Annotated in this window: 18 protein-coding genes; 5 read left to right on the top strand and 13 right to left on the bottom strand. The window is 36.4% G+C overall.

The genetic code is table 11. The features are described from left to right. Positions 1 to 135: 135 nt before the first annotated feature. From ESZ47_RS08325 to menB, 3 genes are read right to left on the bottom strand one after another with little or no spacing between them, the layout of a single operon-like run. Entirely contained in the window at positions 136 to 1,329 is a 1,194-nt protein-coding gene (locus ESZ47_RS08325; protein ID WP_148606519.1) for a pyridoxal phosphate-dependent aminotransferase, read from the bottom strand. Positions 1,330 to 1,341: 12 nt separating this feature from the next. After that, positions 1,342 to 2,136, bottom strand: a complete 795-nt coding sequence (locus ESZ47_RS08320; RefSeq protein ID WP_148606517.1) for a carbon-nitrogen family hydrolase — start codon at positions 2,134 to 2,136, stop codon at positions 1,342 to 1,344. A 20-nt stretch (positions 2,137 to 2,156) separates the two neighbouring features. After that, positions 2,157 to 2,990 carry a 1,4-dihydroxy-2-naphthoyl-CoA synthase gene (gene menB / locus ESZ47_RS08315; RefSeq protein WP_148606515.1) on the bottom strand — a complete coding sequence of 278 codons (834 nt, stop codon included), beginning with the start codon at positions 2,988 to 2,990 and terminating at the stop codon, positions 2,157 to 2,159. A gap of 35 nt (positions 2,991 to 3,025) precedes the next feature. Here menB and ESZ47_RS08310 point away from each other — a divergent pair, with 35 nt between their 5' ends. After that, the gene (locus tag ESZ47_RS08310; RefSeq protein ID WP_148606514.1) at positions 3,026 to 3,406 is read left to right on the top strand and encodes a PaaI family thioesterase; all 381 of its coding nucleotides are present in this window, start codon (positions 3,026 to 3,028) and stop codon (positions 3,404 to 3,406) included. A gap of 10 nt (positions 3,407 to 3,416) precedes the next feature. Here the strand turns inward: ESZ47_RS08310 and asp3 are convergent, their stop codons facing one another. The 10 genes from asp3 to dnaA form a co-directional block, all read right to left on the bottom strand. After that, the gene (asp3, locus tag ESZ47_RS08305; protein ID WP_148606512.1) at positions 3,417 to 4,460 is read right to left on the bottom strand and encodes an accessory Sec system protein Asp3; all 1,044 of its coding nucleotides are present in this window, start codon (positions 4,458 to 4,460) and stop codon (positions 3,417 to 3,419) included. Continuing rightward, complete coding sequence (gene asp2 / locus ESZ47_RS08300; protein WP_148606510.1) at positions 4,460 to 5,980, bottom strand: accessory Sec system protein Asp2; 1,521 nt, start codon at positions 5,978 to 5,980, stop codon at positions 4,460 to 4,462. The genes asp3 and asp2 overlap by 1 nt, the downstream gene beginning before the upstream one ends. 32 nt (positions 5,981 to 6,012) lie before the next feature. Continuing rightward, positions 6,013 to 7,482: an accessory Sec system protein Asp1 gene (asp1, locus tag ESZ47_RS08295; RefSeq protein ID WP_244307580.1), complete on the bottom strand. Its 1,470-nt coding sequence runs from the start codon at positions 7,480 to 7,482 to the stop codon at positions 6,013 to 6,015. 266 nt (positions 7,483 to 7,748) lie between these two features. Then, positions 7,749 to 8,222 (bottom strand): glutathione peroxidase, encoded by a 474-nt coding sequence (locus ESZ47_RS08290; RefSeq protein ID WP_148606523.1) that lies wholly within the window; start codon positions 8,220 to 8,222, stop codon positions 7,749 to 7,751. 138 nt (positions 8,223 to 8,360) lie between these two features. Beyond that, a complete protein-coding gene (gyrA, locus tag ESZ47_RS08285; protein ID WP_148606508.1) occupies positions 8,361 to 10,907 on the bottom strand; it encodes a DNA gyrase subunit A in 2,547 nt (848 codons plus the stop codon). Between the two features lie 58 nt (positions 10,908 to 10,965). Then, entirely contained in the window at positions 10,966 to 12,984 is a 2,019-nt protein-coding gene (gyrB, locus tag ESZ47_RS08280) for a DNA topoisomerase (ATP-hydrolyzing) subunit B (protein ID WP_425280133.1), read from the bottom strand. Positions 12,985 to 13,035: 51 nt separating this feature from the next. Continuing rightward, positions 13,036 to 14,166 (bottom strand): DNA replication/repair protein RecF, encoded by a 1,131-nt coding sequence (gene recF, locus ESZ47_RS08275; protein WP_148606506.1) that lies wholly within the window; start codon positions 14,164 to 14,166, stop codon positions 13,036 to 13,038. Then, entirely contained in the window at positions 14,148 to 14,594 is a 447-nt protein-coding gene (yaaA, locus tag ESZ47_RS08270) for a S4 domain-containing protein YaaA (RefSeq protein ID WP_148606504.1), read from the bottom strand. The genes recF and yaaA overlap by 19 nt, the downstream gene beginning before the upstream one ends. 193 nt (positions 14,595 to 14,787) lie before the next feature. Beyond that, a complete protein-coding gene (gene dnaN, locus ESZ47_RS08265) occupies positions 14,788 to 15,921 on the bottom strand; it encodes a DNA polymerase III subunit beta (protein ID WP_148606502.1) in 1,134 nt (377 codons plus the stop codon). Between the two features lie 199 nt (positions 15,922 to 16,120). Then, positions 16,121 to 17,467: a chromosomal replication initiator protein DnaA gene (gene dnaA / locus ESZ47_RS08260; protein WP_148606500.1), complete on the bottom strand. Its 1,347-nt coding sequence runs from the start codon at positions 17,465 to 17,467 to the stop codon at positions 16,121 to 16,123. Between the two features lie 590 nt (positions 17,468 to 18,057). On the opposite strand from dnaA, the gene ESZ47_RS08255 reads away from it, so the two are divergent. From ESZ47_RS08255 to ESZ47_RS08240, 4 genes are all read left to right on the top strand, one after another. Further along, positions 18,058 to 18,999 (top strand): AEC family transporter, encoded by a 942-nt coding sequence (locus ESZ47_RS08255; protein WP_148606499.1) that lies wholly within the window; start codon positions 18,058 to 18,060, stop codon positions 18,997 to 18,999. A 176-nt stretch (positions 19,000 to 19,175) separates the two neighbouring features. Further along, positions 19,176 to 21,026 carry an FAD/NAD(P)-binding protein gene (locus tag ESZ47_RS08250; RefSeq protein ID WP_148606497.1) on the top strand — a complete coding sequence of 617 codons (1,851 nt, stop codon included), beginning with the start codon at positions 19,176 to 19,178 and terminating at the stop codon, positions 21,024 to 21,026. Positions 21,027 to 21,148: 122 nt separating this feature from the next. Continuing rightward, positions 21,149 to 21,958 (top strand): HAD-IIB family hydrolase, encoded by an 810-nt coding sequence (locus ESZ47_RS08245; RefSeq protein WP_148606495.1) that lies wholly within the window; start codon positions 21,149 to 21,151, stop codon positions 21,956 to 21,958. 55 nt (positions 21,959 to 22,013) lie between these two features. Beyond that, positions 22,014 to 22,877 carry an NAD(P)-dependent oxidoreductase gene (locus ESZ47_RS08240; RefSeq protein WP_148606493.1) on the top strand — a complete coding sequence of 288 codons (864 nt, stop codon included), beginning with the start codon at positions 22,014 to 22,016 and terminating at the stop codon, positions 22,875 to 22,877. Positions 22,878 to 22,932: the final 55 nt, after the last annotated feature.

Genomic DNA, 22,932 nt, shown 5'->3' with positions numbered 1-22,932 from the left:
TCTTTTACTTATTTTTTACTTATTTTGATTTACTGTTATATCTATTTATCTACTACCTATTAATCGTTTATTTCTACTTATTTTGATTTTTTTATGTATAATATTCGTCATTTATTCAAAAAATAAAAAGTAAGCTTATTTCAGCTTACTTTGAAAAATCGGTAATTTACTAATCCTTGTTGCAGCCTCAGCTAAGCGTTCTTCCCCAATCGTTAGGCCAACACGTATATATCCTTGACCACCAGCACCGAAACCAGACGCATCTGCTACAGCCACATTGGCTTCTTCTAATAGTAAATCTGCAAATTCACTAGATGTATACTCACTTGGTACTGGCATCAATACATAGAATGCCCCTTTGGGAACATAGGGTTCCCAGCCAAATGAACGAACAGCATTGATAAAAACATCCCGTCGTCGTTGGTACATATCATTCAGTTTTTGTACAGATTTTTTACGTTCTGTTGTATTATTTAGAGCTTCAATGGCTGCATCTTGAACTGCTGGAAATAAGGAAACAAATAGATGATCTTGTATAAGATTAATCGCTTCAATCATTTCTGCATTACCAACAGCAAAACCAACACGCCATCCTGCCATATTAAACGTTTTTGAGAAAGTATACGTTTCAATGCCTACTGCTTTAGCGTTTTTAGTCTGCAGGAATGATATTGGTTTATGATTATCATAGCCTATTGCGCCATATGCAAAATCAGAGATTATGCCCACCTGATGGTCTTCTGCAAATGCAACTGTTTCTCGATAGAAATCTGATGTCGCAATTGCGCCAGTAGGATTATTGGGATAATTTAGGTAAAGAAACTTGGCCGCTTTGGCAACAGCATCTGGAATAGATTGATAATCTACTAAGAAGTTGTTTTCCTCTTTCAAAGTAATTGACTCGTATTTTACACGGCCTAAGGCTGTTGCTGACAAATAATCTGGATATCCAGGGTCAGGTAATAGCAATGTATCTCCTGGATTCATTAATGCCCAAGGTAACTCAACCAAACCTATTTTTGATCCAGCAAGTATGGCAACTTCGGTACTAGGATCAAGCGTAACACCATATTCTTCATTATAAAATTGAGCTATAGCATGTTTAAAACGCTCTTCTCCACGAAATAATGAATATTTGTGGTTGGCAGGATTTTCAGCTGCTTTTTGTAAAGCCTTAACAATATAGTCCGGTGTTGGTTGGTCCGGATTTCCTTGGCCTAAATTAATAACATCATAGCCAGCAGCAATTTTTGCATTGACTTTAGCAACCAATGTGGCAAAAAATTGTTTAGGTAGTGTTTTAAGTAAATCAGATTCTTCAAAATGCATATATATTTACCTCTATTGATAAAGTTCTGGGCGTCGATCTCTAAACACAGGAATTTCTCCTCGAATATAATCCTCATCAGCAATATTGATCTCTGCCACTAGCAACGCTTCATTTTCATCACTGGCTTGTTGGATAATATTCCCCAGCGGATCAATCACCAATGAATGGCCACCAAACACATTGTTGTCATCTCGACCAACACGATTAGCAGCTACGACAAATGTTTGATTTTCGATGGCTCGTGCTTGTAATAAAAGTTGCCATTGCTGAATACGTTGAACAGGCCATTCGGCGACAACATATAAAATTTGTTGTGGTTCTTTACTCATCATTGTACGTATCCATTCAGGAAAACGAATGTCGTAACAAATTACGGCTGCCGATGGTATACCTGACAGCGTAAAACAATTCATTGATTTTCCAGCAGTAATATACTTTTCTTCATTCATTAAACCAAATAAATGTAATTTATTGTACATACTAATCTGTTTACCCTGATTGTTAAAAACATACATTGTATTGTAGAATTCATCATCGTTTTGAGATGTCGCTACAGAGCCTCCTACAATATTCAAATGGTATTTCTCAGCAAGACTACGTAACAAAGAGACACTTTTTTCTCCTCGAATATCAGCAAGTGTTGCTAAATTTTTCAAGTCATACCCGGTATTCCACATTTCTGGATAAACCAATATATCAACGCCCAAGTCAGACGCTTTCTCAGCATAGGTAATGATTTTCTTTTCATTAATTGCTGGTTGTCCTAACGCTATGTCAATCTGCGCAACTGCAATTTTTAAAGTCATAGTGCCTAAACCTCCGTCGGTTATGGAAACTTTGGGAATTGATCGAAATTTGGATCACGCTTCTCTTTAAATGAGTCTCTTCCTTCTTTTGCTTCATCAGATGTGTAATAAAGCATCGTTGCGTCACCAGCAAATTGTTGTAGCCCTGCAAGACCGTCTGTATCAGCATTCATTGCTGCTTTAATAAAACGTAGCGCTGTTGGTGATTTAGTTAACATCTCATCTGCCCATTCAATAGTTGCAAATTCCACTTCATCTAAAGGAACTACTTTATTAATCCAGTTCATTTGATAAGCTTCTTCAGCCGTATAAAAATGATTCAAAAACCAAACTTCCTTAGCACGTTTATGTCCAATCACTCGAGCTAAGTATCCTGATCCATAACCAGCATCAAATGATCCTACCATCGGTCCAGTTTGACCGAATTTAGCATTGTCGGCTGCAATAGTTAAGTCAGCAACTAATTGTAAGATATTTCCACCACCAACAGACCATCCTTTAACCATTGCAATAATTGGTTTTGGAATAATGCGCATTAACCGCTGTAAGTCTAAAACATTAAGACGTGGAATACCGTCCGCTCCCACGTAACCGCCATTACCACGAACTTTTTGATTCCCTCCCGAAGAAAATGCCTTATCTCCAGCACCTGTTAAAATAATGACCCCAATCTGGGCATCATCCCGTGCAATCGTAAATGCTTCTATCATTTCTGATACCATCCCCGGTGTGAAAGCATTATGCGTTGCTACATCATTCATTGTGATTTTAGCAATCTTTCCAGGATTTTTACCATCATTATTTGTCTCAAAAAGAATCTCGTCGTACTTCTTAATAGCGCTCCAAGTTGTCATTTGTTATACTCCATTCAGAAAGGAAATTAGTTATAATGAATATTATAAAACTTTTAGAATTAAAAACCACCAAATTGTCTGCAAGCAAAACTGTTGTCGAATTAGATGTCACTGAAAATATTATGCAACCCTATGGCATTGTCCATGGTGGTATTAATGCTTTATTAGCTGAAACAGCTGCATCTCTAGGCGCAAAAGAAATTTTACCCGATGATCAATTTCCTGTTGGTGTTGATATACACACACACCATCTTAAGGCCGTTTCAAAAGGGCATTTGATAGCCACTGCTACACCAGTTAATATTGGCCGATCATTACAAGTATGGGCAGTTAATATCACAGAAAGTATGTCCAACCAATTAACAAGTATTGCTACAGTTACTTTAAAAAATCAAAGCAAAACAAAAAAAAGTTAAACATTGTAGTTTAACTTTTTTTACCTTTATGGGTAAACAGTTTACTAAATGCGCCAGTTTTTGGATGTGCTGCTTCATACAGCAGTTGCTGCTTATATTCTTCTGGTGTTGGCGTACTGTATGAAAGTGTTTCTAAACGCTCAATCTTTGGACGTGGAATCAGTAAGTTAAACTGCGTATTGGGCATAATGGAATTAGCTAAATGGCTCACCCCATCAACCGTTCGCTCAATTGCCCAATTTGTATTTTCTGGCTCTAATAAAATATCTTCACTAATAATAGCCGTACTTTTTTTCATTTGTTGATGATAGTAGAGTGCAGCATAACTTGATATTGGACCATAGCCTACAAATTCTATGGTTTGCGCCTTAACTTGCTTTTTAACATTTTTAATGGTCGCTAATAGTTCATTTTGGCGATAATATCCAGCTTTGAGTTTAGCACTAGTAATAAACAGCACACTTTGTTGTGTTGTTTTTATTTTTTCCGTAGCGTAGTCAGTTACTTGTTCCTCTGGCTCAGAAAATATGACACGCAGTTCTTTGCTTGTAATTTTTTCTGGTTGGTGTAAATAAGTATACAACTGTGGTGCAATTTCTCGGTCTGTTTCACGTAAAAAACCGTTGGTCTGTTGTCTGATTATAAAATTATGAAATGTGAAACTACCACTACCTGCCGAAACTAAATCAATTACATAAAAAGCATACTTCTCTGGTGTATCTATGGTCAGCTTTTCATTATTTTGACTAAAAGTAGTGATTGGTTGGTAGTCCGAATCAAAAAAAGTAACAACTAGATAAGCAAACATACGCTCACTAGCATCTATATGGCGTTCAATGACGTATGATTGACCATGCAATAATTGCGGCAAATCAGCTACAATGGTACGTTGGTTTGCTCTTTTATTATATATTGAGTGCCATCTTGCAATAACTTCTCCACTGGGTAAAAAGTGGTGCTCATAATATACATTATTCAAAGACTGAAAATCCACAGTTGCACCTTGTAACTCAACTAATTGTGTATTGGGTGTCCAATAAATTTGATATTGCATTACTCACCCTCCATACGCATTGTTTGCTTCATTTTTTCTAGATTAGTCGTCAAAAAATCAACCATTTCATCTAGTTTATCCATATGAGTACCTTCTTCGGTCACATGTGTCAAAGGTGTATTATGTTCAACAAAGAAATCTAGTAACTGTTGCAAACTTTGTCCGTCATATTCATCATTTGTAACGGAGAATAATGCGACTTGAATGTTCGTCCAATTAGTATTTTCAATATGTTGCCATAATTTTTGATTCAATTTTTCGTTATCATCTGGATGCACGCGTCCAGTTAAATATCTTCTTACATCAAGTCGCCATCCTTGATCAAAACTACGTGAAATTTTTGATCCAGCAGTGAACGCACCTAAATTCAAAATAGGCTTTGCAAGAACAACTGCTCCAGGATTAATGTCTTCAGCATAGTACAATGCAGGATAACTCCCCATCGATGAACCCATTAAAATAACATCTTCTGGGCTAAAACCTAATATTTTTATCTTTTGCTTAATAATTTGAACAACACTTTTTTCATATTCAACCGTACCAATATCAAACGCACCGCCCTGTACACGTGAATCAGTGAATAACAAGTAGGGTGATTCTAAAGTATTCAATGCTTCTCGCATCTCGAAACCATCTACATACAATCGTGTATCTGCAAAACTAACAATTAATGGTTTTTGTCGATTTCCTGGATTAAAGTAATTAAGAATTTCTTCATTCTCGTTAGTTTTTTGCCAAACGCCCCCTGGTAATAGATGCCCTAATCCATGGCGGTGTCGGCGCTGATGAATTGACTGAAAATCTAGCAATCCTTTCCCCTTACCAAAAACCAAAATCTCATACCCATCGTACATTTCCGGCGGAACAACTACTTTGAGTTGGTGTAAATCCTCGCCATAAATCATTTGTTGTTGGACAATTTCCCCCAACTGATAAAATACAAATAATAATGCTGCTGCGGCTTCTTCCGTATGATCATAGGCTAACCATACCTCGTTAGCACTATTATTTTGGAAATCATCTTTTCCAGCGATAATTGTCCCTAATTGTTGCCATGTTTCACCGAAATCTCCTTCAAATTTTGTAGAAAAGCGACCTTCACGTTTGAAATGAATATCTTTTGGAACCTGCGGTAAAAATTGGTCTTCTGTGAAACTTTTTGAAAATCCATGTTGCCCACTGCTCAAATCATCAATAATTCGTTTTTCTACTAGCGCTGGTGTATGTTCTTCAATACGAAAACCACGTCTTTCAGTTAGAATGTCTTGAAAATCTTTACTAATTTGATTAGCAAAATAAATAACACGCAATGCCGGCCATTCCTCAATTTGACTTGATAATAAAGTGCTTTCTAGTACATCATCTGTAAGTACTACATAATCTTGCTCTAGTACATAGGGATCTCGTTGTCGTGCTAAAAATGTTGGTAAATCAAGTATTGTTGTGTGGTGCCATTCGAGACAACTAGTTATACTTGCTGTCCAATCATCTGCACCAATTTGTAAAATTGAAATTGTCATTTTTCACCCGTCTTTGCAAAAATTTTTTTCAATTAAATAGTTCTTTTGCTTTTTATTTTGTTAAAAATTTGCTGCCATTTAATCCATAGCATTTCACTATTATTTTCAGATTGTAATGCTTCGGCTACTTCATCCATACTGTCTTCATTATCAGCGTCACTTAAGTAGAACTGAATAGCTGACTCTAATTCGGAAATATCGGTTAATATTTTACCGTTTTTATCTGGTATAACATAGCTACTTTTTTGAACATTAATTTGTGGCACTAAAAAGTTAACTGCTGAAATTTGCAAAAAATGATCTGGCACGTCTTCTAAATCAATCAAAATATGTGCTTTTTTAACATACTTTAGTCGCTGTTCTTCGTTTTGAATGCCCAATAAATTAAATCGTGATTTAAACGCAATTTGACTATCTCTATCAATTAAACCATGCTCATTCCTAGCGAACAGGCTAGCCGCCTCAAGTTGCTCCTTAATCGCTGAAATATCCCCAGGATTTTCAAGCACTACCGTCACATCATCATACTTATTGACAACATTAACGAGTGTTTCAATAATCAAGTTTTGCAGTTCATTATTAATGCCTTGCATGGTTACAAAAATATTTTTTAACGGTCTCTTAATGTTATGTTTCTTATTAAGTTGAATAGCATACGGTGATATTTCAACAATTGGTACTTTCTCATCAAGTAAATCTTTGAATTGGTGAGAATGGACTTGACTATCCGTTACTATAAAATCGGTTTTCATTACAAAATCAGCAATTTCTTTTTTAGTATTATTTTGAATACTAAAAATCATTGGCTGTTTAATATTAATTGATAATAAAATTTTATTGTTTGTAGCACTCGGCGATACAATTAAGTTTTCATCATCAGGTACTTGATGCAAGTAATTATCCAGCGCCATAGCAACTAATGCGGTCATACTATCAAACTTTGTCAGTTCTGTCCATGATTGTTGTGTGACTACTTGACCTGTGCTGTGATTCTCCTGCATTGCAATATCGCCACCCGGCGTCAAATAATCTGTTCGTATCTTGTGACCGCTATCATCAAATACGCCAATCTGTGATACAAATCCTCGGTCGTCAATTAACAATTGCTGTATTACGTTATCCTTTTCGTCGAACAAATCAATTTTGTCAAAATACAACTGACTAAACCATACCGTTGCATAATGCTTTCCAGCTACCTGAACTAAAATACGTTCTGGCATGGTTATAAATTCTGCATACTTTGGCCAAGAAAAGTCTGTCAATGAAAGTGTTCTTTGTGCTGTTAAATTAACATGCTGTAAAATGTCGAATGCTGACCAAACAGTTACTCTGTCAATATTTTTACATGACAATATACTACGTAATCTAGGTTCATAATTACATAATACGAACGTGACTTCTTGTTCTTCTTCTAAAAATAATTGTGCTTGATGGATACTATCATTAAATTGTGGTATCTCTTCGCCGTCTGTGGACCAATCCGGCATAATATGAATTTTCATTGAAAGTACCTCATAAATATGTACGGAGAAAACATCTCCTAAATTTTTTGTTAAGCTTTGTCATCAATGATAAACAGCATATACATTTAATAGCTGAGATATTATGAAGTTGATAAATTTTGTTTGCTACTAATTCATAACTAGCTACAATTTACAGGCTGATTATTCGGAAAGCTATTTTCAAACTACACTTAATATTATACGTGATTTTAGAAAAACTATTTGAATCCTCCTAAAAATTCAACCCCTCAACTAAAATTTTACGTTCAAAGGACTTCTTTTATATCCTCTTCTAGATCCTTAGGCTCTGTTTGTGGTGCGTAACGCGCTACAACATTGCCTTCTTTATTCACTAAAAACTTTGTAAAGTTCCATTTAATAGTACTGCTACCTAAAACTCCCTTTGAATTTTCTTTCAGATACTTAAACAAGGGGTCCGTATCCTTACCATTTACAGCAATTATTTGATGCATCGGAAATGTAACGCCGTATGTAAGTTGACAAGCCTTAGCCGCCTCAGACGCATCGTCTAGTTCCTGTTTGAATTGATTAGATGGAAATCCTAAAATCATTAATCCCTGATCTTTGTATTTTTTATATAATTTTTCTAATCCATCAAATTGTGGTGCGTAACCACATTTAGTAGCTGTGTTAACGATTAAAACAGGATGATTAGCTAGTTCCTTAAGAGAATAGGTTTTGCCATTTTCTAATGTTGCAAAATAATCATAAATGCTCATATGCCACTCCTTCATTTTAAGTGTATTATAACATCCCAATATCAGTTGTTATACTATATTGATTTTATGCCTAATACACTAAAAAGTTTGATAAATAAAAAACCAATGGGATGAATGAATCCCATTGGTTTAATTTTCTTATTGTTTTGTATCATCCTGTGCTCGATCTAATAAATCAGAAACTTGATTAATTTGTTGATTGTTTAGTGGTACTTCTTCAGGTGTTTCACGTGAAACATCTTTAGCACTTTCTTCATGTTCTACTTTTGCTAAGGTTGCTACCTTTGCATCATCTTCTAAACGAATTAATCGTACACCAAGCGTTGAACGTCCAGTTTGACTTACAGAATCAACATTAAAACGAATCATCACACCTTGCGTTGTGGTAACCATAATATCTTCTACACCACTGACAATGGTCATACCAGCCAATGGACCATTTTTTTCGGTAATATTAGCTGTTTTAATACCTTTTCCACCACGTCCCTTAATTGGATATTCACTGACTGGCGTTTGTTTACCATAGCCTTTTTCAGTGATAATTAAAACATTATGATCGGATTGCAAGACATCAGATCCAACAACTAAATCGCCTTCTCGAAGTCGAATACCACGAACACCAGCTGCGGAACGACCCATTACTCGAACATCTTTCTCCGAAAAGCTAACAGAATAACCATTATGAGTCGCGATGATAATATTTTTTGTTCCATCAGTAATCTGAACTGACAATACTTCATCATCATCATGCAATGTTAAGGCCTTTAGCCCGTTAGTACGAATATTTGAAAACTCCTTAACAGCCGTACGCTTCACAACCCCTAAACGCGTTACAAAGAATAGATAGTCTTCACTCTCGCTGGCTTCACCACGTACATTAATAACTGTTTGAATTTTTTCATTTCTTTCAAAATTCAAAAGGTTGACAACAGGAATCCCCTTCGCTTGACGACCGTATTCTGGCACTTCATAGCCTTTCATACGGTATACTTTACCTTTGTTAGTAAAAAATAATAAAGTATCATGCGTTGACGTTGAAATCATCTGATCAACAAAATCTTCATCATGGACATTCATGCCCTGAACACCACGTCCGCCACGATTTTGTGCCTTAAACTCTCCAGTTGCGACACGCTTAATGTAGCCACTGTTGGTCAATGTGACAATGACATCTTCTTCTTCAATAAGATCCTCATCCTCAATACTTAATACATCCCCAACTTGTAGTTCTGTTCGTCGTGGATCACCAAACCTTGTTTGTATTTCTAATAGTTCGTTATAGATAATTTCATCAACACGATTTTCATGTGCCAAAATATCTTTTAAGTCAGCAATTAATGCAACAAGCTTTTGATACTCTTCTTCAATCTTGTCACGCTCCAAACCAGTTAAACGAACCAATCGCATATCCAAAATTGCTTGTGATTGCTTATCAGATAGAGCATAACCATCAATTAAACGTGTTTTGGCTTCCTCAGACGTTTTAGATGATCGAATAATCGTGATAATTTCATCAATATGATCAAGCGCAATCCGTAATCCTTCTAAAATATGCGCTCGTGCTTGTGCCTTTTGCAATTCAAATACAGTACGACGACGAATGACTTCACGTTGATGTGCTAAATAAGCAACAAGAATTTCTTTCAAACTCATTGTCTTAGGGGCACCATGATCTATTGCTAACATGTTAAAACTAAAGCTTGTCTGTAACAAAGTTTGTTTGTACAAATTATTTAAGATGACACTTGCTGATGCATCACGACGAACATCAATCGAAATTCGTAATCCTTCACGATCAGATTCATCACGAATTCCTGTGATGCCTTCTATCTTTTTATCTCGTGCCAATTCAGATATACGCTCAATTAATCGCGCCTTGTTAACGGCATAAGGTAGCTCAGTTACGATAATTTGTTCTTTTCCTGTTTTGAGCTGTTCAATGTCTACTTTTGCACGCACAGTCACAGTACCGCGCCCCGTTTCATAGGCACGACGGATACCTGATTTCCCCATGACAATACCACCGGTAGGAAAATCCGGCCCAGGTAAGGCCTCCATCAAGTCTGCTGTGGTTGCCTCTGGATTATCCATTAACACATGTAATGCAGAAATGACTTCAGCAAGATTATGTGTAGGAATATTTGTTGTCATTCCAACAGCAATACCTGTAGCACCATTAACAAGTAAATTAGGGAATCGAGCTGGTAATACTTCTGGCTCACGTTCTTCACCATCATAGTTGGGGATAAAATTAACCGTATCCTTATTGAGATCACGGACCATTTCCATAGCAACTTTACTTAATCGTGCCTCGGTATAACGCATAGCAGCTGCACCATCGCCATCAACCGAACCAAAGTTACCATGCCCATCAATAAGCATATGGCGGTATGAAAAAGGTTGTGCCATTCGCACCATTGACTCATAAATTGCCGAATCACCGTGAGGATGGTATTTACCCATAACATCACCAACAATACGTGCTGATTTTTTGTGCGGCTTATCTGGTGTATTTCCCTGTTCAATCATCGAATATAGAATTCGACGATGCACTGGCTTCATACCGTCCCGGACGTCTGGTAAAGCTCTTGCCACAATAACAGACATGGCATATGACAAAAATGAAGTTTTCATTTGTTCTGACAAATTCGCATTTTTAATACGACCGTCGTTTAACTCAGACATTACTTATTTACTCCTCGCAAATATTTTATGACTTTTATATTGTGCATTTAAATCTAGACTATATATCCAAATTTTCGACAAAAACTGCATTATCTTCAATAAATTTTCGACGTGGTGGTACATCGCCACCCATTAACATATCAATAACAGCCTCAGCTTCTTCCGCATCCGCTGGGTCAACGCGAAGTAAACGACGATTTTGAGCATCCATGGTTGTATCAGCTAACTGATCATAATCCATTTCCCCAAGACCTTTATAACGTTGTACTTTCGGTTTAACATTTGCAGGTAATTGTGATAAGTATTCTTCTAATTCTTCATCAGAATCAATATAAGTCATTGACTTATTATTACCTAAAGCAACACCATACAAAGGTGGTTGTGCAATATAGATATATCCGGCATCAACTAGAGGACGCATATAACGATAGAAAAGCGTTAGTAATAATGTACGAATATGAGCACCATCAACATCGGCATCTGTCATAATAATAATTTTATGATAGTTTGCCTTTTCAACATTGAAATCCTTACCAAATCCTGTTCCCATAGCTGTAAACAATGATCGGATTTCTTCGTTAGCTAAAACACGCTCCAATGAAGCTTTACCAACATTCAAAATTTTACCACGAATTGGTAAAATGGCTTGTGTTAATCGATTTCGACCCTGCTTAGCAGAGCCACCAGCAGAATCTCCCTCAACGATAAATAATTCTGAAATAGTTGGATCATTTGATGTATTATCTGCTAACTTTCCGGGTAAGTTGCCAATTTCTAATCCAGACTGTTTACGCGTCATTTCTCGTGCACGTTTGGCAGCCAAACGTGCCTTTTGAGCCAAAACACCCTTTTCGACAATCTGTCTAGCAACACTTGGATTTTCCATCATGAATCGACTGAATGTTTCTGAAAACATACGATCTGTAGCTTGACGAGCATCCGAATTACCTAGCTTAGTTTTAGTCTGACCTTCAAATTGTGGATCTGGATGTTTAATCGAAACAATTGCAGTCATGCCTTCTCGGACATCTTCACCAGTAAGACTCTCACCACCGTCTTTAATTTGACCATTCTTACGGGCATAATCATTAATGACACGTGTCAAAGCAGTTTTGAACCCTGTTTCGTGCGTTCCACCTTCGTATGTATTAATATTGTTAGCAAAAGTACGCAAACTATCTTTAATATCAGTTGTGTATTGTAACGCCACTTCAACAACAATACCATTTTCTTCCCCTTCAACATAAACCGGTTCAGGGAAAATAACTTGCTTATCTTCATTCAAATATTGTACATATTCTTTAATACCACCTTCAAAATGAAAACTTTCCTTTGTTGGTTCCTCAAGACGTTTGTCAGCAATAGAAATGCGTAACCCCTTGTTCAAAAATGCTAATTCCCGAACACGTGTTAGTAACGTCTTGTAGTTATAGGTTGTTGTCTCACGGAAAATATCAGCATCAGGTTTAAAATGAACAATCGTACCACGTTCAATTGTAGGTTCCTCATCAAGTGCTTGCATGGCTGTATTGACACGTCCAAGCTTGAAATCCATATAATAAACTTTATTATCACGAACTACTTTAACATCTAAATCTGTCGATAAAGCGTTAACAACAGAAGCCCCAACACCGTGTAATCCACCAGAAACTTTATATCCGCCTCCGCCAAATTTACCACCAGCATGAAGTATGGTGAATACTGTTTCTAAGGCTGGTTTTCCTGTTTTCGCCTGAATATCAACTGGGATACCACGCCCATCATCAGTTACAGTGATTGAATTATCTTTTTCAATCGCCACAGTGATATGTGAAGCAAAGCCAGCAAGTGCTTCATCAATACCGTTATCAACGATTTCCCATACTAAATGATGCAAACCTTGGGCTGTAGTTGTCCCAATATACATTCCTGGACGCTTACGAACCGCTTCCAATCCTTCTAATACTTGGATTTGATCAGCATTATAATCAGCAGCATTGGCATCAACCGTGCTAGCATGCTTAATTTCTTCTTCATCAGTAATGATACTATCAATAGATTCTAATTCTTGATCTTTAATATCGTTAATTTCTGCCATTTTGTATCCTTTTATGTACTATATTTCATTGAAAACAAAACCGATAGGCGTTTACTCTATTTCGTCACTTTCGAGTTTAATTACACCTTGTTTCACGTGAAACACACGCGGTTTTTGGATTAATTGACGCGCAATATCATTTAGTGTCGGCGCAGTAATAAACGTTTGTACTTTATCTTGAATTGCTAATAGTAAGTGTGTTTGACGACTCGAATCAAGTTCACTCAATACGTCATCAAGCAATAATACCGGATATTCTCCTGTTTCATGTTGCATTAAATCAATTTCAGCTAATTTAATAGCTAGAGCCGTCGTACGTTGTTGTCCTTGAGATCCAAAGACAGCAACATTGTTACCATTAACATCAAATTGTAATTCATCACGATGTGGCCCAATCATTGTAGATCCTTGCATAATCTCTCGTGACTGCTGTTTTAACAAGGTATCCTTGAATTCTTTTTTTACACTTTCTAAATCAGACCCAGGTTCAAAATTAATTGCGCTAAGATAACGTAATTTTAACGATTCACGGTGGTCCGATATTTCCGCATGGATTGGCTGTGCAGCGACTTCTAATTTGTTTAAGAAGTCTTGACGCGCTAATAAAATTTGTGCACCAACATCTACTAGCTGCTCGCTCAAGACATCTAAAAATACCGTATCCGTTGTTTGTTTGAGCTGCAATCGTTTTAAATAAGCATTTCGTTCTCTTAAGATACGTCGATACTGCGTCGTATTATACAAATACAGTGGATTCATTTGACCAAATTCCATATCAATAAATCGGCGACGAACATTAGGAGAACCTTTGACTAGTTCAAGATCTTCTGGAGCAAATAAAATAACATTTAACTGCCCTATATATTGCGATAATTTTGACTGCTCAAGATGATTAACACGTGCTTTTTTACCTTTATTAGAGAAATGAAGTGACAGTGGTGTTTCACTAATAGAACGCTTCACTCGTCCACTGATTGTAGCTTCTTTTTCTTGCCATTGTATTAAATCTTTGTCACTACTCGTTCGATGAGAGCGTGCCAGTGCCAATACATAAATACTTTCTAATAAATTAGTTTTACCCTGCGCATTTTCGCCAAGAAAAACATTTACGCCTGAACTAAAATCTAGCGTTAAATCTGAATAATTACGATAATGATCAAGTGTTATTGATTCGAGTTCCACGAACCAGGTCCTTTAGGCTTATTTGTTGAACGACCAAAACCACCAGAACGTATACGATTTTTTTTGCGCATTTCAGCAAATCGCGCTTCTTTACGCGCTTTAGCAACGGCTGCCTTTTTGGCTTTAATACGATCGTCACGCACTGTTTTTTTAGCATTAATTGCACGAGCTTCTTTTTTTGTTTCTGCCTCTGCAATTAATTGTTCTGCGTTTTCTGCCAGTTCAATCACATATGTTTCATCTTGAATGACAACCTCATCATGGTCGTAAAGTTTTTTACCACGACGATTTTCCACTTCACCATTGAGTAGTACAGGAAAATCCATTAAATAGTATTTAGCCTGTCCGCCAGATGAAATGATATTTTCTTCTTTTAATAGTTGTGTCAAAGTAATGTATTCAGTTGTGATACGTACGCTAGTTGTCATATATCGCTTTCTTTTAATGCGTAAATGGTCGTGGGTAGTTACTACAGTATTATACCATTTTTGAAACCTAAAATCTCAAAAACGAGGCCTAAAATTGTATATAAGCAATTTTAGGCCTCGCTAGTGTACTATGATTATTTTTAACTAATCGTGTTTATTTTTACGTATTTTAACAAATCGGCATCTTTACCTTTTAAAATGTTCGAACCGGCGTGATAAGTTGCAACTGTTTATTATCCGTTTCTCCTTCTGGTGTTAATGTAAAGGGACGCAAATTACTTGTAAATTTAATTGCCACTTTTTTACCATTAAATACACGTAAAGCATCTCGAACATAATCTGGATTAAAGGAAATTTCCAAGTCGTCCCCTTCGACACTTGTCGCATTTAATTCTTCAGTAACCTGCCCAACTTCTTGAGAAGTCCCTGTTAATACTGCATTTCCTGATGTCAAAGATAGTTGAACGACATTGTTACGACTTTCATGACTCAACAAACTAGCACGATCAATCGCTCCTAATAATGAACTAGCTTCAATCGTAATTTGCGTTGTGCTTTCAGTTGGTATTAAGCGATCTGTCTCAGGATAATTTCCTTCCAACAAGCGTGAGTAGAAAGTTGTATGTCCCAAATCAAAAACAGCTTGATTCGTTGAAAATTTGATTTCAACACGATCTTGGCCTTCAAGTAATGCTTGCAACTCATTAAAAGATTTAGCTGGAATAATAACGTTTGCATCAACATCAGCGTCCGTACCAGTTAGATGAACAATTCGTTGTGATAAACGATGTGAATCCGTAGTTACCGCTTTCACACTATTTCCTGTTAATTCTAAATGAATTCCGGTTAATATGGGACGACTTTCCTGAGTTGAGGCAGAAATTTTTGTCTGTGAAATAATATCAACTAATTGTGCTGCTGAAACACTAAGACTTTGAACATCATCCATTTCTGGTAACTGTGGATAATTTTGAACATCTTGTCCATTAATAGTAAATGATGACGCACCAGATGTAATTGTTGCACGCAAACCTTCTACAGTTAGTGTCATTGAATCATTAGGTAATCTTTTAACAATATTAATAAAGAATGTTGCAGGTAAAGTAATCCCACCGGGTGTCGTAATCACTAATTGTGTACTAGTATCCGATTGTGGAATTGTTGTTTCAATTGAGATATCTGCATTAGATCCTGTTAGAACTAATTCTTCATCATTTAAAACTAACTTTATGTTTGTCAAAATTGGAATTGTTGTTCGAGAAGATATGGCACGTGATACATCATTAAGTGCCTTAATAAAAGCTGAACGATTAATTGTAAATTGCATGATACTGCTCCTTTTAAAATAAGCAAATAAGTGACAGTTATATTATTAATTATATAAAAAATAAATAATAGTAATAATAAGGGGTGTTAATGTTGTGGAAAAGTAACTTGTGATTAAACCTGTAAATAGATGTAGTTGTGCACAACCATGTTGGTAACTTTCTAGATTTTGCCAAATTATGAACAAGTGTCTTTAATGATTACTTTCCATGCTTTATTTCATCCGTCAAAGCGACTAACATTTCTTTTGTCCGTGGATCACTTTCTGATTTTTCAGTAATCTTTGTGGTGGCATGCAATACGGAAGAATGATCTCGTCCGCCAAAGGCACGACCAATATCGGGTAAACTTTCGTTTGTTAGTGTTCTTGTAAGATACATAGCAACATGTCGTGCAGTGACGAGGTCTTTTTTTCGGCTTGAGCTCTTCAGGTCATCAATGGTTTGCATATAATAATCCGCTACAACTTGCTGTATGCGCTCAACCGTTATTTTGAAACCTTGATTGATGTTTAAGTCCCCTAATATTTGTTGCGCCGTTTCTTTTGTGGCGGGTTTATTCATATAGCGTAGGCTAGCTTCGAATTTATGGAATGCCCCTTCCAAGCTACGTACGTTAGAATCAATTTTTTCAGCAATCAATTCTAATACATCATTTGGTATATCTAAGCCATCTGATTCTGACAAGTTTTGTAGAATCGCAACTCTAGTAGGCAAATCAGGCTTCTGAATATCCATCATAATCCCTGCCTCAAAACGTGATGTTAAACGAGTTTGCAAGTCAACAATTTCTGTTGGGAGTTTATCTGAGGTCATGACAATTTGTTTACCGTTTTTAGTTAAAACATTAAACGTGTTAAAAAATTCTTCCTGGACTTTTTCTTTGCCTGACCAGAATTGAATATCATCAACTAGTAGTAAATCAACCGAACGATACTCCTGTTTAAATGCTGCTGTAGCTCCATCCCCTGCTCGTAATGATTCAGTAAAGTCATTCAAAAAATCTTCTGCTGTGGCATATTTGATATGTGCACTTGGTGTTGATACAGCATAAGCATTGCCTATGGCCTGCATCAAATGAGTTTTCCCTAAACCAACACCACCATAAATAAGATATGGATTATAGACTTGCCCTGGCTCATCAGCGACGGCACGTGCGACAGCATAAGCATTTTCATTCCCAGAGCCAATAACAAATTTTTCAAAAGTGAAATCTCGATTCAAATCAGATTCTCTTGTGAAAGATAAATTATCCGAAAGCGTTGCTATATGTGCTGGTTTATCTTCGGCGACTTTTAAGTCTGGCTTAATGAAGCCATCAGCAATAGACATGGCAAATTGAACAAAATCCATAGAATATTCACTATCCCATTGATCAATAATATCCTGTGCCATATCACTTGGGACTTCTAGTGTTAGGCTAGTTTCCTCCAGTGTCAATGGTTTAAGTGGTTCTATATAGGTAGAAAAAGTCACACGACCGAGTTTGGTAAAAAATTCAGCTTGTACTTTTGACCATAATTCTTCTTTAGTTATTGGTTTTGTCACGAATATCTCTCCTAATATATGGTTCAAGTCAAAAATGACGATATTACATTAATCATATTTAACGCAAATCATGGTTTGAACCGACGGCTTTTCTAGTATAGAAGAAGTAGCAAAGATAATTATAACAATAAGAAAAAAAGTTTTCCACAGGCAAACGACAACTTTAGAGAATATCAACAGTTGTGGACAAGAAAAAAAGAAGACTGTTGATATTAAGACGAACAAATGTGTGGGTTATCCACAAATAAACATTGTTATGCACAGACTAAAAGGTGAAAGGACAACAATTGAGGTTGTTTATAAACATTATCCACAACGTAAAGTTCACAACTTGTGGATATGTGGATAACTTGTTAAGGAACCTGTTATTAAAAAAACGAAAAACATTGACAATAAACAGCTGGAGGATAACTTTTGATAACTATGTGAATGTTAAAGAATTTATTAAGACATTTATATGTAAATGTTTTTTACATAATGTTGAAAAAATAAGTACAGACAATTAGTCGTAGACGTGATGCAATAAAAAGAAGGAAATGATATGATATTATGTAAATAAATTAAAAAATTCTCACATATGGGGCAGTGTTTTGGGCGTATTTTTACAGAGTATACAAGGTGTTTTGGTAATTTTAGTGATGGTTGCCATTGGTTATTGTTTAGCTAGTGCGAAATGGTTTACTGATAAGAGTGGACAAATTATTGCACGTATTGTGACGCAGATAGCGTTACCAATGTATATGGTTAATACCATAACGCATGATTTTACTAAAGGAGAGTTGATTCAGTTATTACCAAATATCAAATTTCCGATTATTTCAATGATTGTTTTATTTGCTATCTCTGTTGGTTTTGCAAGAGCTTTAGGAATCAGAAAAAACCGACGCGGACTTTTTCAATCAATGTTTTTTAATTCCAATACGGTTTTCGTAGGATTACCAATTAACATGGCATTGTTTGGTGTGAAAAGTTTACCGTATGTGTTAGTCTATTACATGGTTAATACAACATTTTTTTGGACATTAGGTACATATCTTATTCAGCGTGATGGTGAAGGGGCTTGGAAATTTGACATCAAAGCGACTCTGTCAAAGGTTTTTTCACCACCATTACTTGGCTTTATATTAGGTGTTATATTAGTTTGGTTAGATATTAAATTACCCAATTTTGTTGTGTCTGATTTACAGTATATGGGCAATTTGACGGTACCGCTTTCGATGTTCTTCATTGGCATTGCCGTAGAACGGGCAGGGGTAAAGAATATTAAACTGAATAAGTACAGTTTGGGGATTCTGTTTGGCCGCTTTATTTTAGCACCAGTGGTCATGTTTTTTCTATTGTGGAAGGCTGATGTACCACACTTAATGAAGCAAGTGTTTATTCTCCAGTCGGCGATGCCTGTGATGACAAATGCCCCGGTAGTCGCCAGTTTATACGGTGCAGATGCAGATTATGCAGCAATTATGGTTACTGAATCCACAATACTTAGTTTGATTGTTGTGCCAATCTTGATGACATTGATTAGCCAGTGATTAAGTATATTTAAGCTAGGTCAGCCAAAGGGCTGCCTTTTTTATGCTTTGAAAATCTGTAGAGTTGGTATATAGTAACTATTTTGAAAATATTGTGAGAAACAATTATAATAATGGATAACTAAATAGTAATATAAATGTATTTTATTGATTAAACGTTCAGGAGAAAAGAAATAATGCAAGTAGCAATCATTGGTGCAGGACCGCGTGGTTTAGCGGTTGCTGAACGCTTGATTAATCTAGCTGATGACAGTATTCAACTGGATGTTCAAATATTCGACCCATACGTTATTGGTGGGCGTGTGTGGGATCCTTTTATTCCGCAAAACAAATTGTTTCTGATGAACACGTTTATTGATCAAGTGACCTTATTCACTGATGATACAATCGAACATGTCGGTAAACCTTTACACGGACCAACATTATTCCAATGGTTACAATCGGATGCAGCTGATTTTTTAGCCAAACACAAGGAGTTTGATGATGCCTATTTAGCAGAAATCTCACATCTTACAGCGCCCAGTGATTTTGCGACTAGGGGGATGATGGGTATATATGCAGCATGGTATTTTGAGTGGTTACAAAAGCGACTTCGTAGTAACCAAACGTTGAATTTTACAAAACAAAATGTCAATAACATTAATTCAATTGGTACAAAATACCAAGTGATTTTATCTGATGGCACACAAATTTTAGCTAATCAAGTTGTTTTAGCTTTAGGACATGTTAGTAATGAATTAACAGAAGAAGAGGCTGGTTTTAAGTTATTTGCTAGTGAAAATAACTTAAAATATTTGCCACCGATGCACCCTGCAGAAGCCAATTTAGCACAATTAACAAATAATGATACTGTTATTATTCGGGGCTTAGGTTTGAGTTTCTATGATTATATGGCCGGCCTGTCAATTGGAAAAGGGGGCTATTTTAGTCGGGAAGTGGATGGTGAATTAATATACCATCCTTCTGGTAAAGAGCCTCATATTATTGCTGGATCACGTAGTGGTGTGCCGTTGCATGCACGAGGACGTAATGAAAAAGATACTAGTGAGGTGTATGAACCCACGTTCTTCACGTTGCCAGCTTTGGAAGCGTTACGAGCTGCAGGGCATGGGCAAATAAAATATAGTGATTTTGAAAAATTACTTGTTAAAGAATTAACGTATAAGCATCTGTTGAATAGAATTGATAGCCCAGCGGTTAATTTAACCTATGATCAGGCACAGGCACTAAAACAAGCCTTATTAAGTTCTGGTGATTTGAATGCTACGGCGGCAGACTTCGGATTAATTGATGAACCAGCATTTGATATTAATGAAATTAGACAACCAGCTAAAAATCTGCCGATAAATATTAATTATCAAGACTGGATGATGCAGTATTTAGCATTTGATATTCAAGATGCCCGTTTAGGCAATAAGCAAGCCCCATTTGCCGGTGCTTTTGACATTTTAAGAGATTTAAGAGATCGTATTCGTTTTGTTGTAGAGCATGAATATTTTTCTGCTGATGAGTATGAGTTATTTTTGCGTTATTTTAAACCATTAGATGTGATGCTGTCGGTTGGACCACCACTACAACGAGTTGAGCAACTACGCGCTTTGATGAAAGCTGGTATAGCAGAAATCATGGGCGCTAATTTACAAGTAATAACTGATGATAAAAAATTTGTTGCACGTGATTCCCGTGGTAATAAAGTTTATGGTAATGCACTTGTTGACGCACGTGTAGGAGCGACAAATATTGATTTATCCGTTAATTCTTTAATCATTAATTTGCGTAATCAAGGTATCTTATCAGCGGCTGTTTGGACTCGTACAGATGGATCAACTTATAGATTAGGAGCAGCGAATGCAGATGTGCGCACACTTGAAGTAATCACTAAAACAGGTGAACGTATGCAAAATTTGTATATTTATGGTATTCCACTCGAAGGAAAGAAGTGGTTTGGTACCGTGATTCCGCGGCCAGGCGTTAACACAGTTATTTTAAGAGAAGCCGCTTGGATTGCGCAACAAATATTAGCTTAACTTTTAATGTTTCACGTGAAACATTATTTCCAAAATACCCAAAGTTTAAATTTGCTATAGACATTTTATCAGGGTAGAATAAATAGCATACAGACTAGTAGATAGTAAAGGAACCTCTAACAGTGACTATTCAGCTGATAGCAACGGATTTAGATGGCACATTTTTAAAGGATGATAAAAAATTTAATCAAGAGCTGTTTCGTGAGGTATTACGTGAGCTGAAGGCCAAGCAAATTGAGTTTACAATTGCTACAGGCGTGCATCAAGAAAGAATTAATATTTTATTCAAGAATTTTCTCAGCGAACGTTTAAATTTTGTTACTAATAACGGTGCTCGTGTAGTCAGAAGTGATGGTACAGTATTATTCTCAAATGCCCTTTCTCAGAGTACATTGCATCAAATTCAGTATTTCTTGAATCATTATAGTCAGCGTCCAAACCGTGGTTTAGTTTATTCTACTGATGATACGGCGTATTTACCTAGTAATATAAGCATTGAAAGTAATAAACGCTATTTTAAGTATTTTAAGTATGTCAAAAAATTCACGGAAGTAAGTGAAATTAAGGAACCCATTTATAAAGTTACAATGAGTTGGACAAATTTTGATGAGCAAAAATTCTATAGAGATGCTCGACAATTCTTTAACGATGACGTACACATCACAGAAACTGGAACGGGGGCTATTGATATTGTTCCAGCTCGTGTTAATAAAGCTGCAGGATTAAAAATGCTGGCAGATAGTTATGCTATTGATTTGTCTGATGTTGTGGCCTTTGGTGATGGGGGAAATGATTTAGAAATGTTACGTGCTGTTGGTATGCCATACAAAATGCCGGATGCAAGTGTAACTGGATGTTTTAACGAGGCGCTATCAGATAATAATCATGACGGTGTTTTAAAAACTATCCAACAATTAATCAATATAAAATAATATGATAAAAGCATTGCACATTGTTGTGATGCTTTTGCTATAAGGAGGATTAAAAATGAATATAGGGTTTATTGGAACTGGTGTCATGGGCACTGGCATCATTAATAATTTATTGCGTGCAGGGTATCATGTAACAGTTTTTAATCGTACTAAAAATAAGGCAAATGAAGTATTGGTTAATGGTGCTGTTTGGAAAGATACACCAGCTGAAGTGGCACGAAATTCGGATGTGACTTTTACAATGGTAGGGTATCCGAAAGATGTTGAAGAAGTATGGGTTGGAGAAAACGGTGTCTTTTCTGGTGCCCAAACAGGTGCAATTTTGGTTGATATGACAACGTCCACGCCACGTCTGGCTGAACAACTTGCACAAACAGGTACAGATTTAGGTTTTCAAGTGTTAGACGCACCCGTTTCAGGTGGAGATATTGGTGCTAAGAATGGTACGTTGACAATTATGGTTGGCGGTGAGCAAAGTGTTCTCGATGAAATTAAACCTGTATTAAGCATTATGGGGCAGCAAATTGTTTTAGCAGGATCCGCTGGTAAGGGGCAACATATGAAAATGAGCAATAATATAGGTGTTGCTGCAACTGTTGTTACAATGGCTGAATCTTTAGTATATGCAAAAGCGGCAGGCTTGGATTTAGAAAGTGCATACAATGTTTGGCGTAAAGGAGCGGCAGAATCATGGTCTGTCGATAATTATATACCACGTATTTTTCAAGAGGATTATACGCCGGGATTTTATGTAAAACACTTACTAAAAGACTTAAGGATAGCATTAGATGCCGCAAAAGAAATGGATATCGAATTACCTAATGCACAACTGGCTGAACAATTATTTGATAAATTAAATCAAAAACATGGGGATGAAGGTGTACAAGCTATTGTAAAACTGTGGGCGTCATTTGAATAAATTTTTTATCGTATATAAAAGTAATCCCGCACAAAAGATTTAAATCTTTTGTGCG

The organism is Leuconostoc litchii (genome assembly GCF_008107645.1).
GTDB classification, from domain to species: domain Bacteria; phylum Bacillota; class Bacilli; order Lactobacillales; family Lactobacillaceae; genus Leuconostoc; species Leuconostoc litchii.
Note: the sequence above shows the minus strand (reverse complement) of the source record. Positions and strands in the feature narration are given on the sequence as shown.

Coding starts and splice junctions, on each gene's coding strand:
- ESZ47_RS08325 (WP_148606519.1), bottom strand. CDS start 1,329: ATGCATTTTGAAGAATCTGATTTACTTAAAACACTACCTAAACAATTT.
- ESZ47_RS08320 (WP_148606517.1), bottom strand. CDS start 2,136: ATGACTTTAAAAATTGCAGTTGCGCAGATTGACATAGCGTTAGGACAA.
- menB (WP_148606515.1), bottom strand. CDS start 2,990: ATGACAACTTGGAGCGCTATTAAGAAGTACGACGAGATTCTTTTTGAG.
- ESZ47_RS08310 (WP_148606514.1), top strand. CDS start 3,026: ATGAATATTATAAAACTTTTAGAATTAAAAACCACCAAATTGTCTGCA.
- asp3 (WP_148606512.1), bottom strand. CDS start 4,460: ATGCAATATCAAATTTATTGGACACCCAATACACAATTAGTTGAGTTA.
- asp2 (WP_148606510.1), bottom strand. CDS start 5,980: ATGACAATTTCAATTTTACAAATTGGTGCAGATGATTGGACAGCAAGT.
- asp1 (WP_244307580.1), bottom strand. CDS start 7,482: ATGAAAATTCATATTATGCCGGATTGGTCCACAGACGGCGAAGAGATA.
- ESZ47_RS08290 (WP_148606523.1), bottom strand. CDS start 8,222: ATGAGCATTTATGATTATTTTGCAACATTAGAAAATGGCAAAACCTAT.
- gyrA (WP_148606508.1), bottom strand. CDS start 10,907: ATGTCTGAGTTAAACGACGGTCGTATTAAAAATGCGAATTTGTCAGAA.
- gyrB (WP_425280133.1), bottom strand. CDS start 12,984: ATGGCAGAAATTAACGATATTAAAGATCAAGAATTAGAATCTATTGAT.
- yaaA (WP_148606504.1), bottom strand. CDS start 14,594: ATGACAACTAGCGTACGTATCACAACTGAATACATTACTTTGACACAA.
- dnaN (WP_148606502.1), bottom strand. CDS start 15,921: ATGCAATTTACAATTAATCGTTCAGCTTTTATTAAGGCACTTAATGAT.
- ESZ47_RS08250 (WP_148606497.1), top strand. CDS start 19,176: ATGCAAGTAGCAATCATTGGTGCAGGACCGCGTGGTTTAGCGGTTGCT.
- ESZ47_RS08240 (WP_148606493.1), top strand. CDS start 22,014: ATGAATATAGGGTTTATTGGAACTGGTGTCATGGGCACTGGCATCATT.